Genomic DNA, 18673 nt, shown 5'->3' on the forward strand with positions numbered 1-18673 from the left:
CGAATGACCTCCCCCACCCGCATCGTCGTCGATCGCACCGCGACCGGTGCCCCGGTTCCGCGCCGCCTGTTCGGCTCGTTCGTGGAGCACATGGGCCGCTGCGTGTACGACGGCATCCATTCCCCCGGGCACGGCACGGCGGACGCGGCGGGCTTCCGCGCCGACGTGCTCGCGCTGGTGCGCGAGCTGGGGGCGACGGTGGTGCGCTACCCCGGCGGCAACTTCGTCTCGGGGTACCGGTGGGAGGACGGCGTGGGGGCGCGCGAGGCGCGTCCGGTCAGGCTGGATGCCGCGTGGCACAGCACCGAGACCAACCAGGTGGGGCTGCACGAGTTCGCCGAATGGGCGGATGCCGCGGGCCTGGAGATCATGGAGGCGGTCAACCTCGGCACGCGCGGCGTCGCCGAGGCCGCCGACCTGCTCGAGTACGCCAACCACCCCTCGGGCACCGCCCTGAGCGAGCGCCGTCGCGACAACGGGCGCGACGAGCCCTTCGGCATCCGCCTGTGGTGCCTGGGCAACGAGATGGACGGCCCGTGGCAGATCGGGCACAAGACCGCCGACGAGTACGGCCGCCTCGCGGCCGAGACCGCGCGCATGATGCGCTTCATCGACCCCGACGTCGAGCTGGTCGCCGCCGGCAGCTCCAACCACGAGATGCCCACCTTCGGCGAGTGGGAGCGCACGGTGCTGCGCCACACCGCGGGCCTGATCGACCACATCTCGGTGCACGCGTATTACGAGGAGGACCCCGCCGATCCGGCGAGCTTCCTCGCCAGCGGCGCCGCCCTCGACCGTTACATCGGCGACGTCGTCGACATCATCGACGCCACCGGCGCCACCGCCCCCGACGGGGGTCTCATCGGCATCAGCGTCGACGAGTGGAACGTCTGGAACCAGACCCGCTGGAACGAGGTCGACAAGCCCCGCGTCTTCACCGGCGACTGGCCGATCGCGCCGCGCCTGATCGAGGACGACTACACCGTCACAGACGCCGTCGTCGTCGGCTCCCTGCTGATCACCCTCATCCGCCGCTCCGACCGGGTGTCGATGGCCAACCTCGCGCAGCTGGTCAACGTCATCGCCCCCATCCGCACCGAGCCCGACGGCGGTCCGGCGTGGCGGCAGAGCACCTTCCACCCCTTCGCACTCACCGCGAAGGCCGCGACCGGGCACGTCGTCCTCCCCCGCGTCGACGGCGCCCGCATCGACACCGCCCGCCACGGAACGGTGGATGCCGTCGACGCCGTCGCCACCGTGGACGGCGACACCGTCGCGGTGTTCCTGGCTCACCGCGACCTCGTGTCGTCCACGGCCGTCGAGCTCGATCTGGGGCGCGTGACCGACGTCGAGGCCGTGGTCGTCACGGTTCCGGACGGCGGCGACCGTCACACCACCAACTCCGCCGACGCCGAACCCGTCGCCCCGACCGCGCTGCCGGTCGAGGCGGGAGCCGACGGCATCCTGCGCTTCACCCTCCCCGCCCTCGCCTGGGTGCGCCTGACCGCGCGCCTGACCGACTGATACCGAAAGACATCGTGACGACCTTCTCCCTCGGCGAGACCGACTTCCTGCTCGACGGACGACCCCACCAGGTCATCTCGGGAACGCTGCACTACTTCCGCATCCACCCCGAGCACTGGGCGGACCGCATCCGCACCGCCAAGGCGATGGGCCTGAACACCATCGAGACCTACGTGGCGTGGAACGCGCACGAGCCCGTCCGCGGGGAGTGGGATGCCACGGGCTGGAACGACCTGGGCCGCTTCCTCGACCTGATCGCCGCCGAGGGACTGCACGCGATCGTGCGCCCGGGGCCGTACATCTGCGCGGAGTGGCACAACGGCGGGCTGCCGGTATGGCTGACGTCGACGCCGGGGATCGGCATCCGTCGCTTCGAACCGAGGTTCATGGAGGCGGTGTCGGAGTATCTGCGGCGCGTGTACGAGATCGTCGCTCCCCGTCAGATCGACCGCGGCGGCAACGTCGTGCTCGTGCAGACCGAGAACGAGTACGGCGCCTACGGCTCGGACAAGGACTACCTGCGCGAACTCGTGCGCGTGACGAGGGACGCCGGAATCACCGTGCCGCTGACCACCGTCGACCAGCCCATGCCGTGGATGCTCGAGGCGGGGAGCCTGCCCGAGCTGCACCTGACCGGCTCGTTCGGCTCACGCTCCGCCGAGCGCCTCGAGACCCTCCGCCAGCACCAGCCCACGGGACCGCTCATGTGCAGCGAGTTCTGGGACGGCTGGTTCGACTGGTGGGGCAGCATCCACCACACGACCGACCCCGCGGCATCCGCCCACGATCTGGATGTGCTGCTCGCGGCCGGCGCCTCGGTGAACATCTACATGGTGCATGGCGGGACGAACTTCGGCACCACGAACGGCGCGAACGACAAGGGCCGGTTCGACCCCATCGTCACCTCGTACGACTACGACGCCCCGATCGACGAGTCCGGCCACCCGACGGCGAAGTTCCACGCCTTCCGCGAGGTCATCGCCAAGTACGCGCCCGTGCCCTCGGACGTACCCGGTCCTCGACCCGAGGCCCCCGTCCTCGAGGTCGCCCTGTCGGGCGAGGGGGATTGGATGCCGGGCGCCGCCCCGACGGCGATGGCCGACGACCCGCCGAGCTTCGAGCAGCTCGCGCACCTCGGCCCGCTCGTGCGCTACGACGTCGCGCTGCCCGCTTTCACCGGGCCCGCGGCCCTCGTGTTCGACGAGATCCGCGACCTGGCGTGGGTGCACGTCGACGGCACGCCCGTCGGCCGCCTGTCGCGGACGCTGCACGAGCGCGCTCTGACCATCCCGGCGGGCGCGCGCCTGACGGTGCTGGTCGAGGACCAGGGTCGGGTGAACTACGCCGACCGTCTCGGTGAGGCGAAGGGACTCATCGGTCCGGTCACGCTGAACGGCGAGCCGCTGACCGGATGGACGGCGACCCCCGTCGCCCTCGAGGCCGCCAGGGGAAGCGGGACCGGCGCGTTCGGCCGCGCTCTCCTGCGCGGGTCCTTCGACCTCGACGCCCCCGCGGACCTGTTCCTCGACACGCGCTCGTGGGGCAAGGGCTACGCGTTCGTCAACGGCTTCTTCCTCGGCCGGTACTGGAACAACGTGCCGCAGAACACGCTCTACGTGCCCGGCCCCGCCACCCGCGCCGGCGCGAACGAGATCGTTGTGCTCGAGCTGGAGCACGCGGTCGAGCCGGTCGCGCGGTTCGTCGCCGAACCGTCGTTGGGGCAGCTCGAGGAGTAGCCCGTCACGGGAACAGGCGCGTGCGCCGAGAACAGGCCGATCCCTCGCGGGTCGGCCTGTTCTCGTGGCATCCCCTGTTCTGGTGGCGCCCCTCCCGCCCGGCGCCCGACCCAGGGCCCGCGCGGCCACGCCCGCGCGCGAGGCGCCGGTTCCTGTCGCCCCCGAAGCGCCGAAATGCCGGTTCGTGGCGCCTCGCACGGGAGAGTCCGGGCTAGGGAGGAGCAGGATGGGGGCATGACGATGGCTGCGTGGCTCCGGTCGATCCCCTCGCTCACGGGACTCCCCCCGAACGGGATGCCGCGCCGCTCCCCGACGCACCGGAGGCGCTGTTCGAGCGGTGGATCCGGCAGGCCCTGGACGCCGGCGTCGTCGAAGCGCACGGCGCGACCCTCGCGACGGTCGATGCCGACGGCATCCCGGATGCGCGCACGCTCATCTTGAAAGACCTCGGGCCGGAGGGGTGGGCCTTCGCCGGCCCGCGCGCCTCCGCCAAGGGGGCGCAGCTCGCGGCACAGCCCGCCGCAGCGCTGAACTTCTGGTGGCCCGCGGTTCTGCGCGCTGTGCGCGTGCGCGGGCGGGTGGTCGAAGCCTCGGCCGACGAGAGCGCCGCCGACCTCGCCGCCCGGTCCGCCGCCGCCCGCGACTCGATCGCGCCGGGCGGGTGGGTGCTCTGGCGACTCGTCCCCGACCGGGTCGAGTTCTGGCAGGGCTCCCCCGACCGCCGGCACCTGCGCACCGTCTACCGCCGCACCCCGGACGGCTGGCAGCGGACAGACCCCGCGAACGAGAGCGAGAACCGATGAGCGACTACGAGATCACCGAGATCGGCGGGCTGGACGACTGGCGCGACCACTTCGGCGGGTTCGCCCCGGCCCGCTCCCGCGACGGGCGACGCGTCGTCGACCAGGAGCTGACCATGCAGTTCATCGGGATGACGGCGAACGCGCTCCTCCCCGGAGAGGAGGCGGGTTACTGGCACCGGCACACCCGGGTCGAGGAGCTGTACGTCTTCCTCGAGGGGCGCGGCCAGATGGGTCTCGACGACGACGTGATCGACGTCGGCCCCGGCAGCGTGGTGCGGGTCGGGCAGAACGTCTGGCGCACGTGGCGCGCGACCCCGGACGGGGAGGGCGAGCTGCGGTGGCTCTGCATCCGCGCGGGCGGCGAGGCTCTTCCGCCCCTGCCCGACGACAGCTCGCGTGACCCCGAACGCCCGATGCCCTGGGGCGACCGGGCCTGACGGCGGTTCGGCGTCAGGCGCGTGTTCGCGCGTGGTGGCGCTTGACGCGGTTGCGGTTGCCGCAGCCCGCGGCGGTGCACCAGATGCGGTTGCGCCGGGGAGAGGTGTCGAGGTACACCCAGCCGCACGCGTCGTCGCCGCACTGTCGCGCCGCGCGCAGATCCGAGGTCAGCAGGTCGTGGGCGAGCAGGGCGATCGCCGCACGCGGACCGGTTCGATCGGCGGGCGGATGCCAGTGCCACCGGTCGCCGTCACGGTGCAGGCGCGAACGGCTGAGGGCGTCGATGTGCTCGCGGGCGATAAGGGCCACGGCATCCGGAGAGTCCTCGAAGACGGCCTCGTAGACGGCTTCGCGGAGCGCGAGGATCGCGGTGTGTTCCGCGGCCGCCGTCTCGCGCGCGGCGGACGCGAGAGCGCGGAGGGCGTCGGAGTCGACCAGGTCGATCTCGGCGCACCACTCGAGCACCGCCTCGACGTCCGGCAGCGTGTCGATCGCGCGCGCGTCGTCGAGGCGCCAGTGCACCGTGTCGACGAGGTCGAAGGCCGGGTGGCCCCCGACGCGGGGAAAGGTCGTCGCGCCCATACTCGACAGCGTAATGCGCGAAAAGGTGTTGACGCGTTACGTTTCCAGACGAGAAGTTAAACGGGTGAAGACGGATACACCCGTTAGAAATCGACTGGGCCGCGACTTCCACCGGTTCTGGGTGGCGCAGACGACCTCGGCCGTGGGCAGCCAGGTCGGTGATCTCGCCGTCCCCCTGCTGGCCGTGGTGGTCCTGCACGCGACGGCCGCGGAAGCCGGGCTCGTCGGGGTCGCCCGCTGGCTGCCGTTCCTGCTGCTCGCGCTCCCCCTGGGCGTCCTGGTCGACCGGCGCCGACGGCGGCCCGTCCTCGTCGCCGCCGACATCGCGCGCGCGGCCCTCATCGTCGTTCTCGTCGCCGTGGCTGCGGCCGGGTCGCTGACCCTCCCCGTGCTGCTGGGGCTCATCTTCGTCATCGGGGCCTTCACTGTCGCGTTCGAGGTGGCGTACCAATCGTTCCTCCCCACGGTCGCCGCGCGAGACGACCTCGAGCGAGCCAATGGGCGGTTGCAGGCCACCGCCTCCGCCGCCCAGGTCGGGGGACCGGGCCTGGGCGGGTGGCTCGTGCAGACCCTGACGGCCCCGTGGGCCCTCCTCTCCCAGGCCGTGACCTATGCCGTGTCGGCCGTGGCGCTCCTCGGCATCCGTTCCTCCGAGCCCGGCCCCCTTCCTGAGCGCCGCGGCGCCCTCGTCGAGCTGCGCGAGGGACTGCGTTTCGTCCGACACGATCGCTATCTGGTCTCGCTCGTGGGCTTCTCGGCGATCTACAACCTGTTCGCTCAATGGATCACCGTGCTGCTGCTCGTGCACGCCGTGCGCGAGCTCGGCCTGACCGCGGGGCATCTCGGTCTCGTCTTCAGTCTCGGCGCGGTGGGAGCCGTGGTCGGCGCCGCGGCCGCCCCCGCGAGCATGCGGCGGTTCGGCGTCGGACCGGTGCTGATCGCCTGCGCCGGAGCCGAGAGCCTCGTTCTCGGCGTCATCCCGTTCGTGGATGCCGCGTGGTCGCCGCCCGTGATCGTCGCCGCCCTGGTGGGTGTCTTCGCGATCAACGGCGCGGGCACGTCGCTCTCGAGCGTGGTGGCTCTCACCCTGCGGCAACTGCGGACGCCCGACCACCTGCTCGGACGAGTGAACGCGACCGTGCGGTGGATCTCCTACGGCGTCGTCGCGATCGGGGCGGGCCTCGGCGGCCTCGCCGGCGAAGCCCTGGGCACCCGGGCCGGAATCGCCGCGGGGTGCGTCGGGGTGGCCCTCACCGTCGTGTGGGTGGCAGCTTCGCCGCTTCGCACCATCCGCGACGCCGCGAGCATCGCCCTGCGCTGACCTGCGGCGAGGCCTCACGGCGTCGAGACGGCGGGCTCCGCGGCATCCGGGGCCTTCGACCGGAGTGACGGGCTCGCGAAGCGCGCGCGGCCGATGACCACCGCGGCGGCGACCATGAGCGCCGCACCCAGCACGTAGGGAGCGGCGTGCGCGACGTGGGCGTAGAGCAGGCCCGCGACCAGCGGCGCGACGGTGCCGACGGCGGCGTTGAGGGACTGCGCGGCCCCGGCGATCCAGCCCTGCTCGTCGTCGGCGACGGCGTTGGAGAGCAAACCGTCCATCGTGGCTTGGGCCGCGCCCTGGCCCGCCGCGAGCGTCAGCGCACCGACGACGAACAGCCACGGCTGGGCGAACAGCGACGCGACCCCGGCGAGGGCGACGAGCCCGATCGCCTGGGTGACGATGCCGCTGACGACGACGCCCCGCTCGCCGATGCGCGGTAGCAGGAGGCCGAGCAGCACGCCCTGGATCGCGATGTCGATGATGCCGACGCACGCGGTGAGCAGGCCGATCGCGGTCGGGCTCCACGAGATCGCGTCCAGCGCGAGCACGCTGAAGTTGTTGACGAAGAAGCCGAACGGCAGCCCGACGAGGATCAGCCCGATCATCAATCCGCGCAGCTCCGGCCGGCGGAAGACACCGCGGAACACCGCGAACGGGTGCACCGCCCGCAGATCGAGGGTGGCGATGCGCTTGTCGGGGGCGAGGCTCTCGGGCAGCAGGAAGATGCTGAGGATCGCGACCGTCAGGGCGAGCCCGGCCGTCACGAACACGGGCAGGTCGACGTCGATCGCGGCGAGGGTGCCGCCGAGAGCGGGGCCGACCATCGTGCCGACCCCGGCGGTCGCGCCGAGCACCCCGAAGCGGCGAGCGCGCTTGTCGGGCGGGGTGATGTCGGCGAGGTAGGCGAAGAGGGCGGGAAGGTCGCCGGCGGTGACGCCCTGCACGATGCGGCCGAGCAGCAGCACCCAGATCGCACCCCCGACACCGAAGAGCAGGAAGCCGAGGGCGGCGCCGAAGCCGGCGACGATGATCACCGGCCGACGACCGAAGCGGTCGGAGATGCGGCCGAGGAACGGGGCGACCAGGAAGGCGCACAGCGCGTTGATGGTCTCGAGGATGCCGACCCACACGGCGAGGTCGGCGGGGTTCGCCACGTAGCGCAGCACCACGAAGGGGAGCACCGGCAGCACGACGGTCATGCCGGCGGTGGTGAGCGTCGTGATGACGACGAGCATGGTCCAGGCGCGACGGCCGCGCTCGCGTGAGGGCTGAAGTGAAGTCATGCCGTAACTGTAGTCGTACCAGTTTCGGTGTCAATACAGTTTCGGAGCGAGACCGGTACACTGTCGCCATGAGTGCAGAGGTGGGTCGCCGCGAGCGCAAGAAGGCCGCGACGCGGAAGGCCATTTCGGACGCCGCGACCCTTCTCTTCATCGAGCGGGGATTCGACGAGGTCAGCATCCGAGAGATCGCCGACGCCGCCGACGTGTCGCCCACGACCGTCTTCGCGCACTTCCCTCAGAAAGAGGCCCTCGTCTTCGACGAGGACGATGCCCAACGCGAGATGCTCGTCGCCGCCGTGCGCGATCGTGGCCCCGGCACCTCGGTCTCGGACGCGCTGCGCGACCTCTACCGGCGCGAGCTCCTCGATCTCGCCTTCGATCCCGCGGGCGCGCAAAGGCGACGCTTCATGCAGCTGATCGCGGACACCCCCGCCCTGCACGACTATGCGTCGCGGATGTGGCTGCGCCACGAAGACGCCCTGGCCGAGGCCATCGCCCAGACGACGGGGCAGAGCGAGCCGGATGCCGAGACCCGGGTGTACGCGCGAACAGTGCTGCAGCTGCAGCTGCTCGCCTTCGAGCACGACGACGCCGCCGCCACGATCGAAGCGGGCTTCCGCATCCTCGAACGGGGATGGCACGAGCCGCGCTGACGCCGGGCCCCCGGTTCGGGGCGGGTTCTTGCGCTCGGGGCGGAAATCTCGCGCCCCGAACGCAGAACGGCGCCCCGAACGCCAGAACCGCGACCGACGCCCGCGCGACGCGACGCCGACGGAGCGCGCGAGGGCGGGGCTAGACCGACGCGCGCCAGACGATCGGCGCGTCGAGCAGGATGCCTCCGGCATCCGCCACCCCGCCCGAGAGCTGCAGCAGCACGGCCTCGGCGGCCGCGGCGCCCAGCCCCTCGGCCGGCTGATCGACCGTCGTCAACGGCGGGTCGGTGCGCCGCGCCCACGCGCTGTCGTCGAACCCCACGACCCCGACGTCGTCGGGGACCCGGCGACCGGCGGCCCGCAGCGCCTGGACGGCTCCGGCGGCCACGGCATCCGAGGCTCCGAAGACCGCGTCGATGTCGGGGGCGCGCTCGAGCAGGCGCCGCATGCCCGCCTCTCCGTCGGCAAAGGCGTAGAGCGGTACGGACTCGACGAGCGTCTCGTCGAAGTCGTCCCCCAGAGCCTCGCGGAACCCCGCGAGACGGTCGCTGCCCGAGTCCCGATCGAGGGCGGCGGCGATCATGCCGATGCGCCGGCGCCCGGAGGAACGCACGCGCGCGGTGATGGCCCGCGCGGCGCCGAGGTTGTCGATGCCGACCCAGGGCCGGCTGATGCCCGGCGGGTGGCCCACGTAGGCGACGGGCAGGCCGAGGCGCTCGACGACATCGGTGATGGGGTCGTGCTGACGGGCCGAGACGATGACCGCGCCGTCGACGAAGCCGCCGCTCAGGTACCGCGCGACGCGGTCGGTGTCGCGATCGGTGTCGATCACGAGACACACCATCTGATAGTCGGCCTGCGACAGAGCGGTGTTGGCACCCAGCAGGATGCCGCCGATGTTGGGGTCTTCGAGGAACAGCGAGTGGGGCTCGTGGACGATGAAGCCGACCGCCTGCGTGCGCTGGCGGACGAGCGTGCGCGCGGCGTTGTTGGGGACGTAGCCCACCTCGCGGATCGCGGCCTGGATGGCCTCTCGCGCGTGATCCGAAACGTATCCGCCGTTGAGGACACGGCTGACGGTACCTCGCGAGACCCCGGCCGCCTTCGCCACGTCGTGCACGGTGCTGCGCCGGCGCCCGGGCGGAGGAGGCGTCATGGGGTCAGCCTAGCGAAAGCCGGCAGTTGACGACCGCGTCGTCCCGTGTCAGTATGTGCACGTTCACACATTCCTGACCGGCTTCGGTCATCGCGAATGTGTGCACGTTCACAGAACCCGCGAAGGAGCGACCCCCGGATGCTTGCCGTCGACCATCTGGCCCCTCGGACCCGAGAGGACGCTCCGCTGTCTTCGCTGACCCGCGAGGGTCTGGTGTTCGGGTGCGACTACAACCCCGAGCAGTGGGACCGCGACGTCTGGGACGAGGACATGCGCCTCATGCGCGAGGCCGGCGTCGGTCTGGTCGCCGTCAACATCTTCGGGTGGTCGTGGGTCAACCCCGACCGCGGTGTCTGGACCTTCGACGAACTCGACGAGGTCATGGACCTCGCCCACGCGCACGGCATCCGGGTCAACCTCGGCACGGCGACGGCCTCGCCCGCGCCGTGGGTGACGGCACGGCATCCCGAGATCCTCCCCGTCACCGAGGACGGCACGCGCCGCTTCCCCGGCGGACGCCAGGCCTACTGCCCCAGCTCGCCGATCTTCCGCGGGTACGCCGCCGAACTCAGCCGCCGCGTCGTCGAGCGCTACGCCGACCACCCCGCCCTGGCCATGTGGCACGTCTCGAACGAACTGGGATGCCACAACGCCCTCTGCTACTGCGACGCCAGCGCCGTCGCGTTCCGCGCGTGGCTCGAGGCGCGCTACGGCTCGCTCGCCGCCCTCAACGCCGCGTGGGGCACCTCGTTCTGGAGCCAGCGCTACAGCGCGTGGGAGCAGATCCTCCCCCCGATGGCCGCCCTGTCGCTGCGCAACCCCGGTCAGCTGCTGGACTTCCAGCGCTTCTCGTCCGACCAGCAGCTCGAGCTCTACCGCGCCGAGGCCGCCGTGATCCGCGCGCGCAGCTCGGCACCGGTCACGACGAACTTCATGGTCACCGCGCACATCCGCGCCCTCGACTACTTCTCGTGGGCCGGCGAGATGGACGTCATCGCCAACGACCACTACCTCGACCGGCGCCTGCCCGACCCGCTCGCCGAGCTGAGCTTCGCGGCCGACCTCACCCGCGGGCTCGCCGCAGGAACGCCCTGGCTGCTGATGGAGACCTCCACCGGTGCGGTCAACTGGCAGCCCCACAACCTCGCCAAGGGCCAGGGCGAGCTGCTGCGAAACGTCGTCTCGCACGTCGCCCGCGGTGCGGACGGCATCTGCTTCTTCCAGTGGCGGGCCTCGGCGCAGGGAGCGGAGAAATTTCACTCCGCCCTGCTGCCGCACGCCGGCACCGACACCGCCCAGTGGCGCAGCGTCATCGAACTCGGCCAGACCCTGCGCGCCCTGCAGCCGGTCGCGGGCTCGACCGTCGTCTCGGACGCCGCGGTGCTGTTCGACTGGGAGAGCTGGTGGGCGCTCGAGAACGAGGGCCGCCCCAGCGAGGACGTCCGCTACCTCGACCAGGTGCACGCGGCCCACGCCGCCCTCGCCGCGGCGGGCGTGTCCACCGACGTCGTCTCGGCCGGCGCCGACCTGTCCGCCTACCGCCTGGTCGTCGTCCCCGCCCTGCACCTCGTCCGCGATGCCGACGCCGAGCGCATCGCCCGCTTCGTCGAGACCGGCGGCACGGCCGTGATCACCTTCGCCAGCGGCATCGTCGACGAGCGCGACCGCGTGCGCCTCGGCGGCTACCCCGGGGCGTTCCGCGACCTGCTCGGCATCGTCTCCGAGGAGTTCGCGCCCCTCGGCCCCGCGCAGACCGTCGCGCTCGACGACGGCACGACCGGATCGATCTGGTCGGAGCGCCTGCGCGCGGTCGACGCCGAGGTCGACGCCCGCTTCGTCGACGGTCCCGCCGCGGGCCTGCCCGCCCGCACCCGGCGCCGCGTCGGCGCCGGCACCGCGTGGTACCTCGCCACGCTGCCCTCCGCCGAGGCGTACCGCGACCTGCTCTCGACCGCGGCCGAGGCCGCCGGCATCCGTCCGATCCCCGCCCGCCCGGGCGTCGAGGTCGTGCGTCGCGCGGACGCGGAGCGCGCGTTCACGTTCGTCGTCAACCACACCACCGAGGCGGTCGAGATCGCGGCGCACGGCCGCGACGCGATCACCGGCGAGCCCGTCGAGGGCGTCGTCGCCGTCGCCGGCGGAGCCGTCCGCATCATCGAGGAGACCCTGTGACCACCACCGTCCCGGCCCCGACGCGGGCCGCGCGCGCGAGCGAGCCGAAGCCCCGGCGCCCGCGCGTGCCGTTCAAGAGCGCGATCGTCATCCTGCTCGCCCCCTTCGCGGTGCTCTTCGCGCTGTTCTACGTGCTGCCCATCGTGTTCGCGGTCGTGCAGTCGCTGCTCGTCGTCCGCCGCGAGGGCACCTTCGGCAAAGCGGAGCTCGTGTTCGGCGGCTTCGCGCAGTACGCGCAGGTGTTCCAGAACGAGGCCTTCTGGTCGTCGATGCTGCGCATGCTCGCCTTCGGCGTGGTGCAGGTACCGGTCATGCTGGGCCTCGCCCTGGTCTTCGCGCTGCTGCTGGATTCGCCGCTGCTCAAGGGCAAGCGCTTCTTCCGCCTGGCGTTCTTCGTGCCCTACGCCGTTCCGGGTGTCATCGCCGCGATCATGTGGGGCTCGCTCTTCTCGCCCAACCTCTCGCCGTTCACGGCCCTGACGCAGAACGTCGACTTCCTCGGAGCCGACCTGGTGCTGTGGTCGATCGCGAACGTCGTCACCTGGGTCTACGTGGGCTACAACATGCTCATCATCTACTCGTCTCTGCTGTCGATCCCCAGCGAGATCTACGAGGCGGCCCGCCTCGACGGCGCCGGACAGTTCCGCATCGCGTGGTCGATCAAGATCCCCCTCGCGCGTCCGGCGATCGTCATGACCGCGATCTTCTCGATCATCGGCACGCTGCAGCTGCTGGCCGAGCCGCAGGTGTTTCGCTCGTTCAGCTCGGCGGTCACCAGCACCTTCACTCCGAACATGACCGTGTACGCCACGGCATCCATCCCCAATGCGAACCTCGCCGCGGCGTTCTCCGTGGTGCTGGCCGTGACCACCTTCGTGCTGTCGTTCGGCTTCATGAAGTGGATGCAGAAGAAGGGCAACGCATGAGCGCCGTCACCACCCTCCGCCCCGCGCGCGGCACGCGTCCCGCCCGCGGCACCCGCTCCGGTGCGGTCCGCGAGCCGCTGGTCTCGCGCACCTCGGCGATGCTCGTCATGGCCGTCTTCACGGTGTACTTCCTGCTGCCGCTGTGGTGGCTGCTCGTGGCCTCGAGCAAGAGCACCGGCGACATCCTGACCACGAACCCGCTGTGGTTCGCCGACATGCGCCTGTTCTCGAACATCGGCGACCTGTTCGCGTACCGCGACGGTGTCTTCCTGCGCTGGCTCGGCAACTCGCTGCTGTACGCGGGCCTCGGCGGCGCGGTGGCGACGCTGCTGGCGGCGATGGCGGGCTACGCGCTGGCGAAGTACCGCTTCCCGGGCCGCGAGCTGGTCTTCGACGTCGTCCTCGGTGGCGTCCTGGTCCCGGCTACGGCCCTGGCCCTGCCGCTGTTCCTCATCTTCAGCCAGGTGCAGCTCACCAACACGTTCTGGGCGGTGTTCCTCCCGTCACTGGTCAGCCCCTTCGGCGTGTACCTCGCGCGGATCTTCGCCGCGTCGTCGGTGCCCGACGAACTGCTCGAGGCGAGCCGCTTGGACGGCGCGGGCGAGATCCGCACCTTCTTCACCGTGAGCCTGCGGCTGATGAGCCCGGCACTGGTGACCATGTTCCTGTTCCAGTTCGTGGCGATCTGGAACAACTTCTTCCTGCCGCTGATCATGCTGCGCAGCGAAGAGCTCTTCCCCGTCGTCTTCGGGCTCTACGGCTGGAACAACCAGCTCAACCAGATCCCCGAGCTGCGCGGGCTCGTCCTGATCGGCGCCCTGCTGTCGGTCATCCCCCTCATCGTCATCTTCCTGCTCCTCCAGCGCTTCTGGCGCAACGGTCTCGGGACCGGTGCCCTGAAGTGATCCCTTCGGCGGCTCCCGCCGCCCCCACCCCGGACGCAAACGGCGCGTCCGGGTCACCAGAGAAAGGCATTCGCATGAAGCACAGAATCCTCGCGGCGACCTCCGGCGTCGCCCTGTCGGCTCTGCTCCTGGCCGGCTGCGCCGGCGGCGGAAGCGGCGACGACGCCGCCTCGGCGGCCGACTGCGCCCCCGCCGACGGTCCCGTCACCCTCGAGTTCACCTCGTGGATCCCGGGCATCGAGAAGGTCGTCGAGATGTGGAACTCGGAGAATCCCGACATCCAGGTCAAGGTGCAGACCGGCCCGAACGGCAACAGCGGCACGTACCAGAACTTCTTCAACCAGATCGCCGCCGGCAACGCCCCCGACCTCGGTCAGATCGAGTACGACGCGCTGCCGAACTTCCTCGTGCAGGACGGGCTCGAGAACATTGGCGGCTGCTCCGACGTCGTCGCCGCCAAGGACCAGTTCGTCGGGTGGGCGTGGAACCAGGTCGCCCTCGGCGAGGACGGCGCGGTCTACGGCATCCCCCAGGACATCGGTCCGATGGCGCTGTTCTACCGCAAGGACCTGTTCGAGAAGAACGGCATCGCGATCCCCACCACGTGGGACGAGTACACCGAGGCCGCGAAGAAGATCCGCGCGCTCGGCGGGTACATCACCAACTTCTCGCAGTCCGACATCAACCAGTTCGCGGGCTTCGTGTGGCAGGCCGGCGGACAGTGGTTCGGCAACGACGCGGACGGCTGGACGGTCTCGCTGACCGACCCCGCCTCCGAGAAGGTCGCCGAGTACTGGCAGTCCCTGATCGACCAGGACCTCGTCTCGACCTACCCGGCGTGGACCGACGAGTGGAACAACGCCTACAACTCCAGCCAGGTCTGGACGTGGAACTCGGCCGTCTGGGGCGCCAACTCGATCTCGAGCGGCGCTCCCGACACCGCGGGCGGCTGGGCCGTCTCGGACCTGCCGCAGTGGGCGGCCGGCGAGAAGGTCGCGGGCAACTGGGGCGGATCGTCCATCGCGGTCCTCAAGGGCAGCGAGCACCCCTACGAGGCGACGAAGTTCGCCCTGTGGCTGAACACCTCGGAAGAGGCGCTGACCGCCCTCAACCAGGAGGCGAACATCTACCCCGCCACGACCGAGGGTCTGAAGCTCCCCTCGCTCGCGCAGGGCGTGGAGTTCTACGGCGGCCAGAAGATCTACGACGTCTTCGCCAAGGCCGCGACCGAGGTCACCCCCGACTTCGTGTGGGGCCCGACCATGACCAAGACCTACGCCGACGTCTCGGACGGCTTCAAGGCCGCGGTCAGCGGAAACGGCACGCTGGTCGACGCGCTGCAGAAGGGCCAGGATGCCACCATCGGCACGCTGGAGTCGCAGTCCATCCCCGTGAAGAAGTAACGCACACCCCCTGACAGGCGCCCGCGGATGCTCCGGCATCCGCGGGCGTCGTCGTGCGCACGGCGGCGGCCGAGGCACACCGCGTCCCGGGTCAGGCCCGAGCGCTGCTCGCGCGCACCACGAGCGTCGCCGCCACGGTCTCGGCGACGGGCGCGCCGCCCTCGATCGCGGCGACGAGGGCCGTGACCGCCCGGTGCCCGAGGGCGTCGAAGTCCTGGCGGACGGTCGTCAGCGGCGGCCGGAACTCGGCGGCATCCACGATGTCGTCGAAACCGACCACCGCGACGTCGTCGGGCACGCGCCGACCGGCGTCGGCGAGGGCGCGCAGGGCGCCCAGGGCCATCTGGTCGTTCGCGACGAAGATCGCCGTGGCCGCGGCCAGCCGGGCCACGGCGGAATGACCGGATGCCGAGGTCCAGTCACCTCGCGCCGGCTCGGCCACGTGGACGCCGGCGGAGGCCAGCGCTTCGCGCCACCCGCGCTCGCGCTCGGCGGCGGCGAACGACCCGGCGGGTCCGGCGAGGTGGTGCACGGTGTCGTGACCGGCGGCGAGAAGATGCGCGGTGGCGATGCGGGCGCCGTCCGCGTGGGCCGTCTGGACGATCGAGAAGCGGTCGTCGGGCGGCGAGTCGACCACCACGATGTGCAGGTCCGCGGGCGGTTCGACGCCGCGCGCGAGGTCGGTGGCCTCGTTGAGCACGACGGCGCCGTCGACGCCCTGGGCGCGCAGGCGCGCGAAGGCCTCGTGGATGCCGCGCTCCCCCACGGTGACGACGGCCAGGGCGTAGTCGCGGGCGGCCGCCGCCTCGGAGATCGCCTGCAGCATGCGCGAGTTGCCCACGGACGCGAGGGTCGCGACCACCAGGCCGATGGTCGAGGTCTGCCCGGTGCGCAGGGCGCGTGCGGCGCGGTGCATGCGGTAGCCCAGCTCGGCCATGGCCTGCTCGACGCGGACGCGCGTGGCCGGGTCGACCCGGGGGCTCGCGTTCGCGACGCGCGACACGGTCTGCGCCGAGACCCCGGCCCTCGCGGCCACGTCGGCCATCGATACGCGCATCGCACCCCCTGCATGTTGACGATATCACGCGCGCTCTGTAGCGTGTTATCGTGAACACGGACACCCCCTCCGCCACGCCGCTGGGCGCGGGCGTCGTCAAGCGCTCGACCCGTCTCGCCGACGGCCGCGAACTGATGTACTTCGACGATCCGGGCACCACGCTCGGACCCGAGCGCGCGATCGACGCGCGCACCCTCGACCCGCGGCCCACGACCGCGACCATGCGCCAGGACGTCCTGACCGGCGACTGGATCACCGTGGCATCCAATCGCCAGAACCGCGCGTTCCTGCCGCCCGCGCACCTCGACCCGCTGTCGCCGCAGACGCCGACGAATCCCTCCGAGATCCCCTCGCTCTATGACGTCGCCGTCTTCGAGAACAAGTCCCCCTCGTTCGGTCCCGCCCTCGACGACGCGACCGGAGACGCCCCCGCCGCCGTCGACCCGCCGCGCGGCTCCGACGACCTCGAGCACCTGGGTCTCGGTCGCACCCGCACCTCGGTCGGCCGGTGCGAGGTCGTGTGCTTCAGCCCCGCGCACGAGGGCTCGTTCGGCTCGCTCTCGCGCACCCGCGCCCGCACCGTCATCGAGGCGTGGGCCGACCGGACCGCGGCGTTGTCGGCTCTGCCCGGCATCCGTCAGGTGTTCCCCTTCGAGAACCGCGGGCAGGAGATCGGCGTCACGCTCCCCCATCCGCACGGACAGGTCTACGCCTACCCCTACGTCACGCCCCGCACGCACCGCCTGCTCGACACGGTCGCGCGCACGTCCGACGACCTGTTCGCCCGCATCCTCGACTTCGAGCAGGCCGGCGAACGCGTCGTACTGCGCGGAGAGCACTGGACGGCATTCGTTCCCTTCGCCGCGCGCTGGCCGATCGAGGTGCACGTGCTCCCTCACCGCAACGTGGCCGACCTGGCCGAGACGAGCGATGCCGAGCGCGACGAGCTCGCCCCCTTCTACCTGCGCCTGCTGCGCGGCATCGACGCGCTCTACGACACCCCCACCCCCTACATCGCCGCCTGGCATCAGGCTCCGGTCGGACGGGGACGGGATGCCGTGCGCCTCAACCTGCAGATCACGTCGCCGCGCCGCGCCGCCGACAAGCTGAAGTACCTCGCCGGGTCCGAGGCCGCCATGGGCGCCTGGATCGGCGACGTGACCCCCGAGTCGCAGGCCGAGCGCCTGCGCGCCGCCCTCGACACCGTTCCGGAGGTGACGGCATGACCGCCGTCGACGACGCCCGCACCCTTCTCGCCGCCACCCCCGTGGGGGTGTGGTCGGCTCCCGGCCGTGCCAACCTCATCGGCGAGCACACCGACTACAACGAGGGCTTCGTCTTCCCCTTCGCGATCGCGCAGCGCACCGCCGCCGCCGTCGCGCTGCGCGACGACGACGTGATCCGCGTTCGCTCGACGTTCGCCGACGACGCGGTCGAGGTACCGCTCGCCGAGCTCGACGCGCGCATCGCCGCCGGCGGCCTCGACTGGGCGGGCTACCCGCTGGGTGTGGCGTGGGCGCTGCTCCGTGAGGCCCCGGATGCCACCCCCCGCGGCGTCGACATCGCGGTGTCGTCCGAGGTGCCGGTGGGCGCCGGCCTGTCGTCGTCCGCCGCGATCGAGGGGGCCGTGGCATCCGCCCTCAACGACGTGTGGACCGCCGGCCTCGACAAGGTCACCCTGGCCCGCGTCGGCCGCATCGCCGAGAACGACGCCGTCGGCGCCCCCACCGGGATCATGGATCAGATGGCCTCGATGCTGGGGGTCGCCGACGCCGCGACCTTCCTCGACTGCCGCACGCTCGAGACGCGGCCCGTCGCGCTGGGCTTCGCCGAGGCGGGACTTGCGATCCTCGTCGTCGACACGCTCGTCGAGCACGCCCACTCCACCGGCGGCTACCGCGAGCGCCGCGAGGCGTGCGAGCGGGGTGCGGCGGCCTTCGGCGTCGCGTCGCTGCGCGACCTGACGGTCGACGACCTGCCCCGCGCCGCCGAGATCCTGGACGACGTGACCTTCCGCCGCGTCCGCCACGTCGTGACCGAGAACCAACGGGTGCTCGACACGGTCGCGGCCCTCGATACCGACGGTCCCGCCGCGATCGGCGATCTGCTCGTCGCGTCGCACGCGTCGATGCGCGACGACTTCGAGATCTCGGTGCCCGAGCTCGACCTCGCCGTCGAGACCGCGCTGGGCGCGGGCGCGCTGGGTGCGCGCATGACGGGCGGCGGCTTCGGCGGCGCGGCGATCGCGCTGATGCCTGTCGGGCTCATTCCGGCGGCGACCGAGGCGGTCCTGGCCGCGTTCGCGGCATCCGGGTTCCGCCGCCCGAACATCTTCACGGTGACCCCGTCCGAGGGCGCGCGCCGCGACGCGTGAGGTCGCGGCGCAGAGGGTCGGCTGGGGCACTTCGCTCGCCTCGCCCGGCCGCGGGCCCGGCGACGGCCCGGGCCCGGGCCGCGGCTCCGGTCCGGGCTCCGGCTCCGGTCCGGGCTCCGGTCCCGGCTCCGATAAACGCCGTTCTTGCCGAGACACGGTGTGCGTCCGCGTGTTTCGGCAGGAACGGCGTTTATCGAGGGGAGCGAGGGCGGCGGGTCACGGCGGCGGCACGTGCGCGTACGGCGGGTGACGGCGGCGGCACGCCCGCACACGGCGGGTGACGGCGCGAAGCACCGCGCCGCCGCGCGATAAACGCTGCTCGTGCCGAGACACGGTG

At 71.8% G+C, this 18673-nt stretch carries 16 protein-coding genes; 12 read left to right on the forward strand and 4 right to left on the reverse strand.

Annotation, left to right across the window (positions count from 1 at the left end; translation table 11 throughout):
• Window positions 1-3 precede the first annotated feature (3 nt).
• The 4 genes from DBR36_RS00535 (at window position 4) to DBR36_RS00550 (ending at window position 4500) form a co-directional block, all read left to right on the forward strand.
• Entirely contained in the window at window positions 4-1524 is a 1521-nt protein-coding gene (locus tag DBR36_RS00535) for an alpha-N-arabinofuranosidase (RefSeq protein ID WP_108317091.1), read from the forward strand.
• Between the two features lie 14 nt (window positions 1525-1538).
• Window positions 1539-3260 carry a glycoside hydrolase family 35 protein gene (locus DBR36_RS00540; protein ID WP_108317092.1) on the forward strand — a complete coding sequence of 574 codons (1722 nt, stop codon included), beginning with the start codon at window positions 1539-1541 and terminating at the stop codon, window positions 3258-3260.
• Between the two features lie 248 nt (window positions 3261-3508).
• Complete coding sequence (locus DBR36_RS00545; RefSeq protein ID WP_258222484.1) at window positions 3509-4063, forward strand: pyridoxamine 5'-phosphate oxidase family protein; 555 nt, start codon at window positions 3509-3511, stop codon at window positions 4061-4063.
• Complete coding sequence (locus DBR36_RS00550; protein ID WP_108317093.1) at window positions 4060-4500, forward strand: cupin domain-containing protein; 441 nt, start codon at window positions 4060-4062, stop codon at window positions 4498-4500. The genes DBR36_RS00545 and DBR36_RS00550 overlap by 4 nt, the downstream gene beginning before the upstream one ends.
• Window positions 4501-4513: 13 nt before the next feature.
• Here DBR36_RS00550 and DBR36_RS00555 read toward each other — a convergent pair whose 3' ends face one another.
• Entirely contained in the window at window positions 4514-5083 is a 570-nt protein-coding gene (locus tag DBR36_RS00555) for a CGNR zinc finger domain-containing protein (RefSeq protein WP_108317094.1), read from the reverse strand.
• Window positions 5084-5147: 64 nt separating this feature from the next.
• Here DBR36_RS00555 and DBR36_RS00560 point away from each other — a divergent pair, with 64 nt between their 5' ends.
• Window positions 5148-6404 carry an MFS transporter gene (locus DBR36_RS00560; RefSeq protein ID WP_181373425.1) on the forward strand — a complete coding sequence of 419 codons (1257 nt, stop codon included), beginning with the start codon at window positions 5148-5150 and terminating at the stop codon, window positions 6402-6404.
• A 14-nt stretch (window positions 6405-6418) separates the two neighbouring features.
• Here the strand turns inward: DBR36_RS00560 and DBR36_RS00565 are convergent, their stop codons facing one another.
• Window positions 6419-7690 (reverse strand): MFS transporter, encoded by a 1272-nt coding sequence (locus DBR36_RS00565; protein ID WP_258222485.1) that lies wholly within the window; start codon window positions 7688-7690, stop codon window positions 6419-6421.
• A gap of 68 nt (window positions 7691-7758) precedes the next feature.
• Between DBR36_RS00565 and DBR36_RS00570 the strand changes: the two genes are divergently transcribed.
• The gene (locus DBR36_RS00570; RefSeq protein WP_108317097.1) at window positions 7759-8343 is read left to right on the forward strand and encodes a TetR/AcrR family transcriptional regulator; all 585 of its coding nucleotides are present in this window, start codon (window positions 7759-7761) and stop codon (window positions 8341-8343) included.
• A 139-nt stretch (window positions 8344-8482) separates the two neighbouring features.
• Here DBR36_RS00570 and DBR36_RS00575 read toward each other — a convergent pair whose 3' ends face one another.
• Window positions 8483-9499: a LacI family DNA-binding transcriptional regulator gene (locus tag DBR36_RS00575; protein WP_108317098.1), complete on the reverse strand. Its 1017-nt coding sequence runs from the start codon at window positions 9497-9499 to the stop codon at window positions 8483-8485.
• A 138-nt stretch (window positions 9500-9637) separates the two neighbouring features.
• On the opposite strand from DBR36_RS00575, the gene DBR36_RS00580 reads away from it, so the two are divergent.
• The 4 genes from DBR36_RS00580 (at window position 9638) to DBR36_RS00595 (ending at window position 14905) form a co-directional block, all read left to right on the forward strand.
• A complete protein-coding gene (locus DBR36_RS00580; RefSeq protein WP_108317099.1) occupies window positions 9638-11671 on the forward strand; it encodes a beta-galactosidase in 2034 nt (677 codons plus the stop codon).
• Window positions 11668-12597, forward strand: coding sequence for a carbohydrate ABC transporter permease (locus tag DBR36_RS00585; protein WP_108317100.1), 930 nt, complete (start codon window positions 11668-11670; stop codon window positions 12595-12597). The genes DBR36_RS00580 and DBR36_RS00585 overlap by 4 nt, the downstream gene beginning before the upstream one ends.
• Entirely contained in the window at window positions 12594-13502 is a 909-nt protein-coding gene (locus tag DBR36_RS00590) for a carbohydrate ABC transporter permease (RefSeq protein ID WP_258222486.1), read from the forward strand. The genes DBR36_RS00585 and DBR36_RS00590 overlap by 4 nt, the downstream gene beginning before the upstream one ends.
• Before the next feature lie 74 nt (window positions 13503-13576).
• On the forward strand, window positions 13577-14905 hold the full coding sequence (locus DBR36_RS00595; RefSeq protein ID WP_108317101.1) for an ABC transporter substrate-binding protein: 1329 nt from the start codon (window positions 13577-13579) through the stop codon (window positions 14903-14905).
• Window positions 14906-14996: 91 nt separating this feature from the next.
• Here DBR36_RS00595 and DBR36_RS00600 read toward each other — a convergent pair whose 3' ends face one another.
• Window positions 14997-15962 carry a LacI family DNA-binding transcriptional regulator gene (locus DBR36_RS00600; protein WP_108317102.1) on the reverse strand — a complete coding sequence of 322 codons (966 nt, stop codon included), beginning with the start codon at window positions 15960-15962 and terminating at the stop codon, window positions 14997-14999.
• Window positions 15963-16096: 134 nt separating this feature from the next.
• Between DBR36_RS00600 and galT the strand changes: the two genes are divergently transcribed.
• Together galT and galK are read left to right on the forward strand one after the other, a co-directional pair.
• Window positions 16097-17188, forward strand: coding sequence for a galactose-1-phosphate uridylyltransferase (gene galT, locus DBR36_RS00605; protein ID WP_258222487.1), 1092 nt, complete (start codon window positions 16097-16099; stop codon window positions 17186-17188).
• Entirely contained in the window at window positions 17185-18336 is a 1152-nt protein-coding gene (galK, locus tag DBR36_RS00610) for a galactokinase (protein ID WP_108317104.1), read from the forward strand. The genes galT and galK overlap by 4 nt, the downstream gene beginning before the upstream one ends.
• Window positions 18337-18673: the final 337 nt, after the last annotated feature.

This window comes from Microbacterium sp. HMWF026, assembly GCF_003061325.1.
GTDB lineage: Bacteria > Actinomycetota > Actinomycetes > Actinomycetales > Microbacteriaceae > Microbacterium > Microbacterium testaceum_E.

Excerpts from the sequence above, each read along its gene's own strand:
- galK (WP_108317104.1), top strand. The coding sequence starts at position 17,185 with ATGACCGCCGTCGACGACGCCCGCACCCTTCTCGCCGCCACCCCCGTG.
- DBR36_RS00565 (WP_258222485.1), bottom strand. The coding sequence starts at position 7,690 with ATGACTTCACTTCAGCCCTCACGCGAGCGCGGCCGTCGCGCCTGGACC.
- DBR36_RS00590 (WP_258222486.1), top strand. The coding sequence starts at position 12,594 with ATGAGCGCCGTCACCACCCTCCGCCCCGCGCGCGGCACGCGTCCCGCC.
- DBR36_RS00595 (WP_108317101.1), top strand. The coding sequence starts at position 13,577 with ATGAAGCACAGAATCCTCGCGGCGACCTCCGGCGTCGCCCTGTCGGCT.
- DBR36_RS00555 (WP_108317094.1), bottom strand. The coding sequence starts at position 5,083 with ATGGGCGCGACGACCTTTCCCCGCGTCGGGGGCCACCCGGCCTTCGAC.
- DBR36_RS00550 (WP_108317093.1), top strand. The coding sequence starts at position 4,060 with ATGAGCGACTACGAGATCACCGAGATCGGCGGGCTGGACGACTGGCGC.
- DBR36_RS00570 (WP_108317097.1), top strand. The coding sequence starts at position 7,759 with ATGAGTGCAGAGGTGGGTCGCCGCGAGCGCAAGAAGGCCGCGACGCGG.
- DBR36_RS00535 (WP_108317091.1), top strand. The coding sequence starts at position 4 with ATGACCTCCCCCACCCGCATCGTCGTCGATCGCACCGCGACCGGTGCC.
- DBR36_RS00580 (WP_108317099.1), top strand. The coding sequence starts at position 9,638 with ATGCTTGCCGTCGACCATCTGGCCCCTCGGACCCGAGAGGACGCTCCG.
- galT (WP_258222487.1), top strand. The coding sequence starts at position 16,097 with ATGTACTTCGACGATCCGGGCACCACGCTCGGACCCGAGCGCGCGATC.
- DBR36_RS00575 (WP_108317098.1), bottom strand. The coding sequence starts at position 9,499 with ATGACGCCTCCTCCGCCCGGGCGCCGGCGCAGCACCGTGCACGACGTG.
- DBR36_RS00600 (WP_108317102.1), bottom strand. The coding sequence starts at position 15,962 with ATGCGCGTATCGATGGCCGACGTGGCCGCGAGGGCCGGGGTCTCGGCG.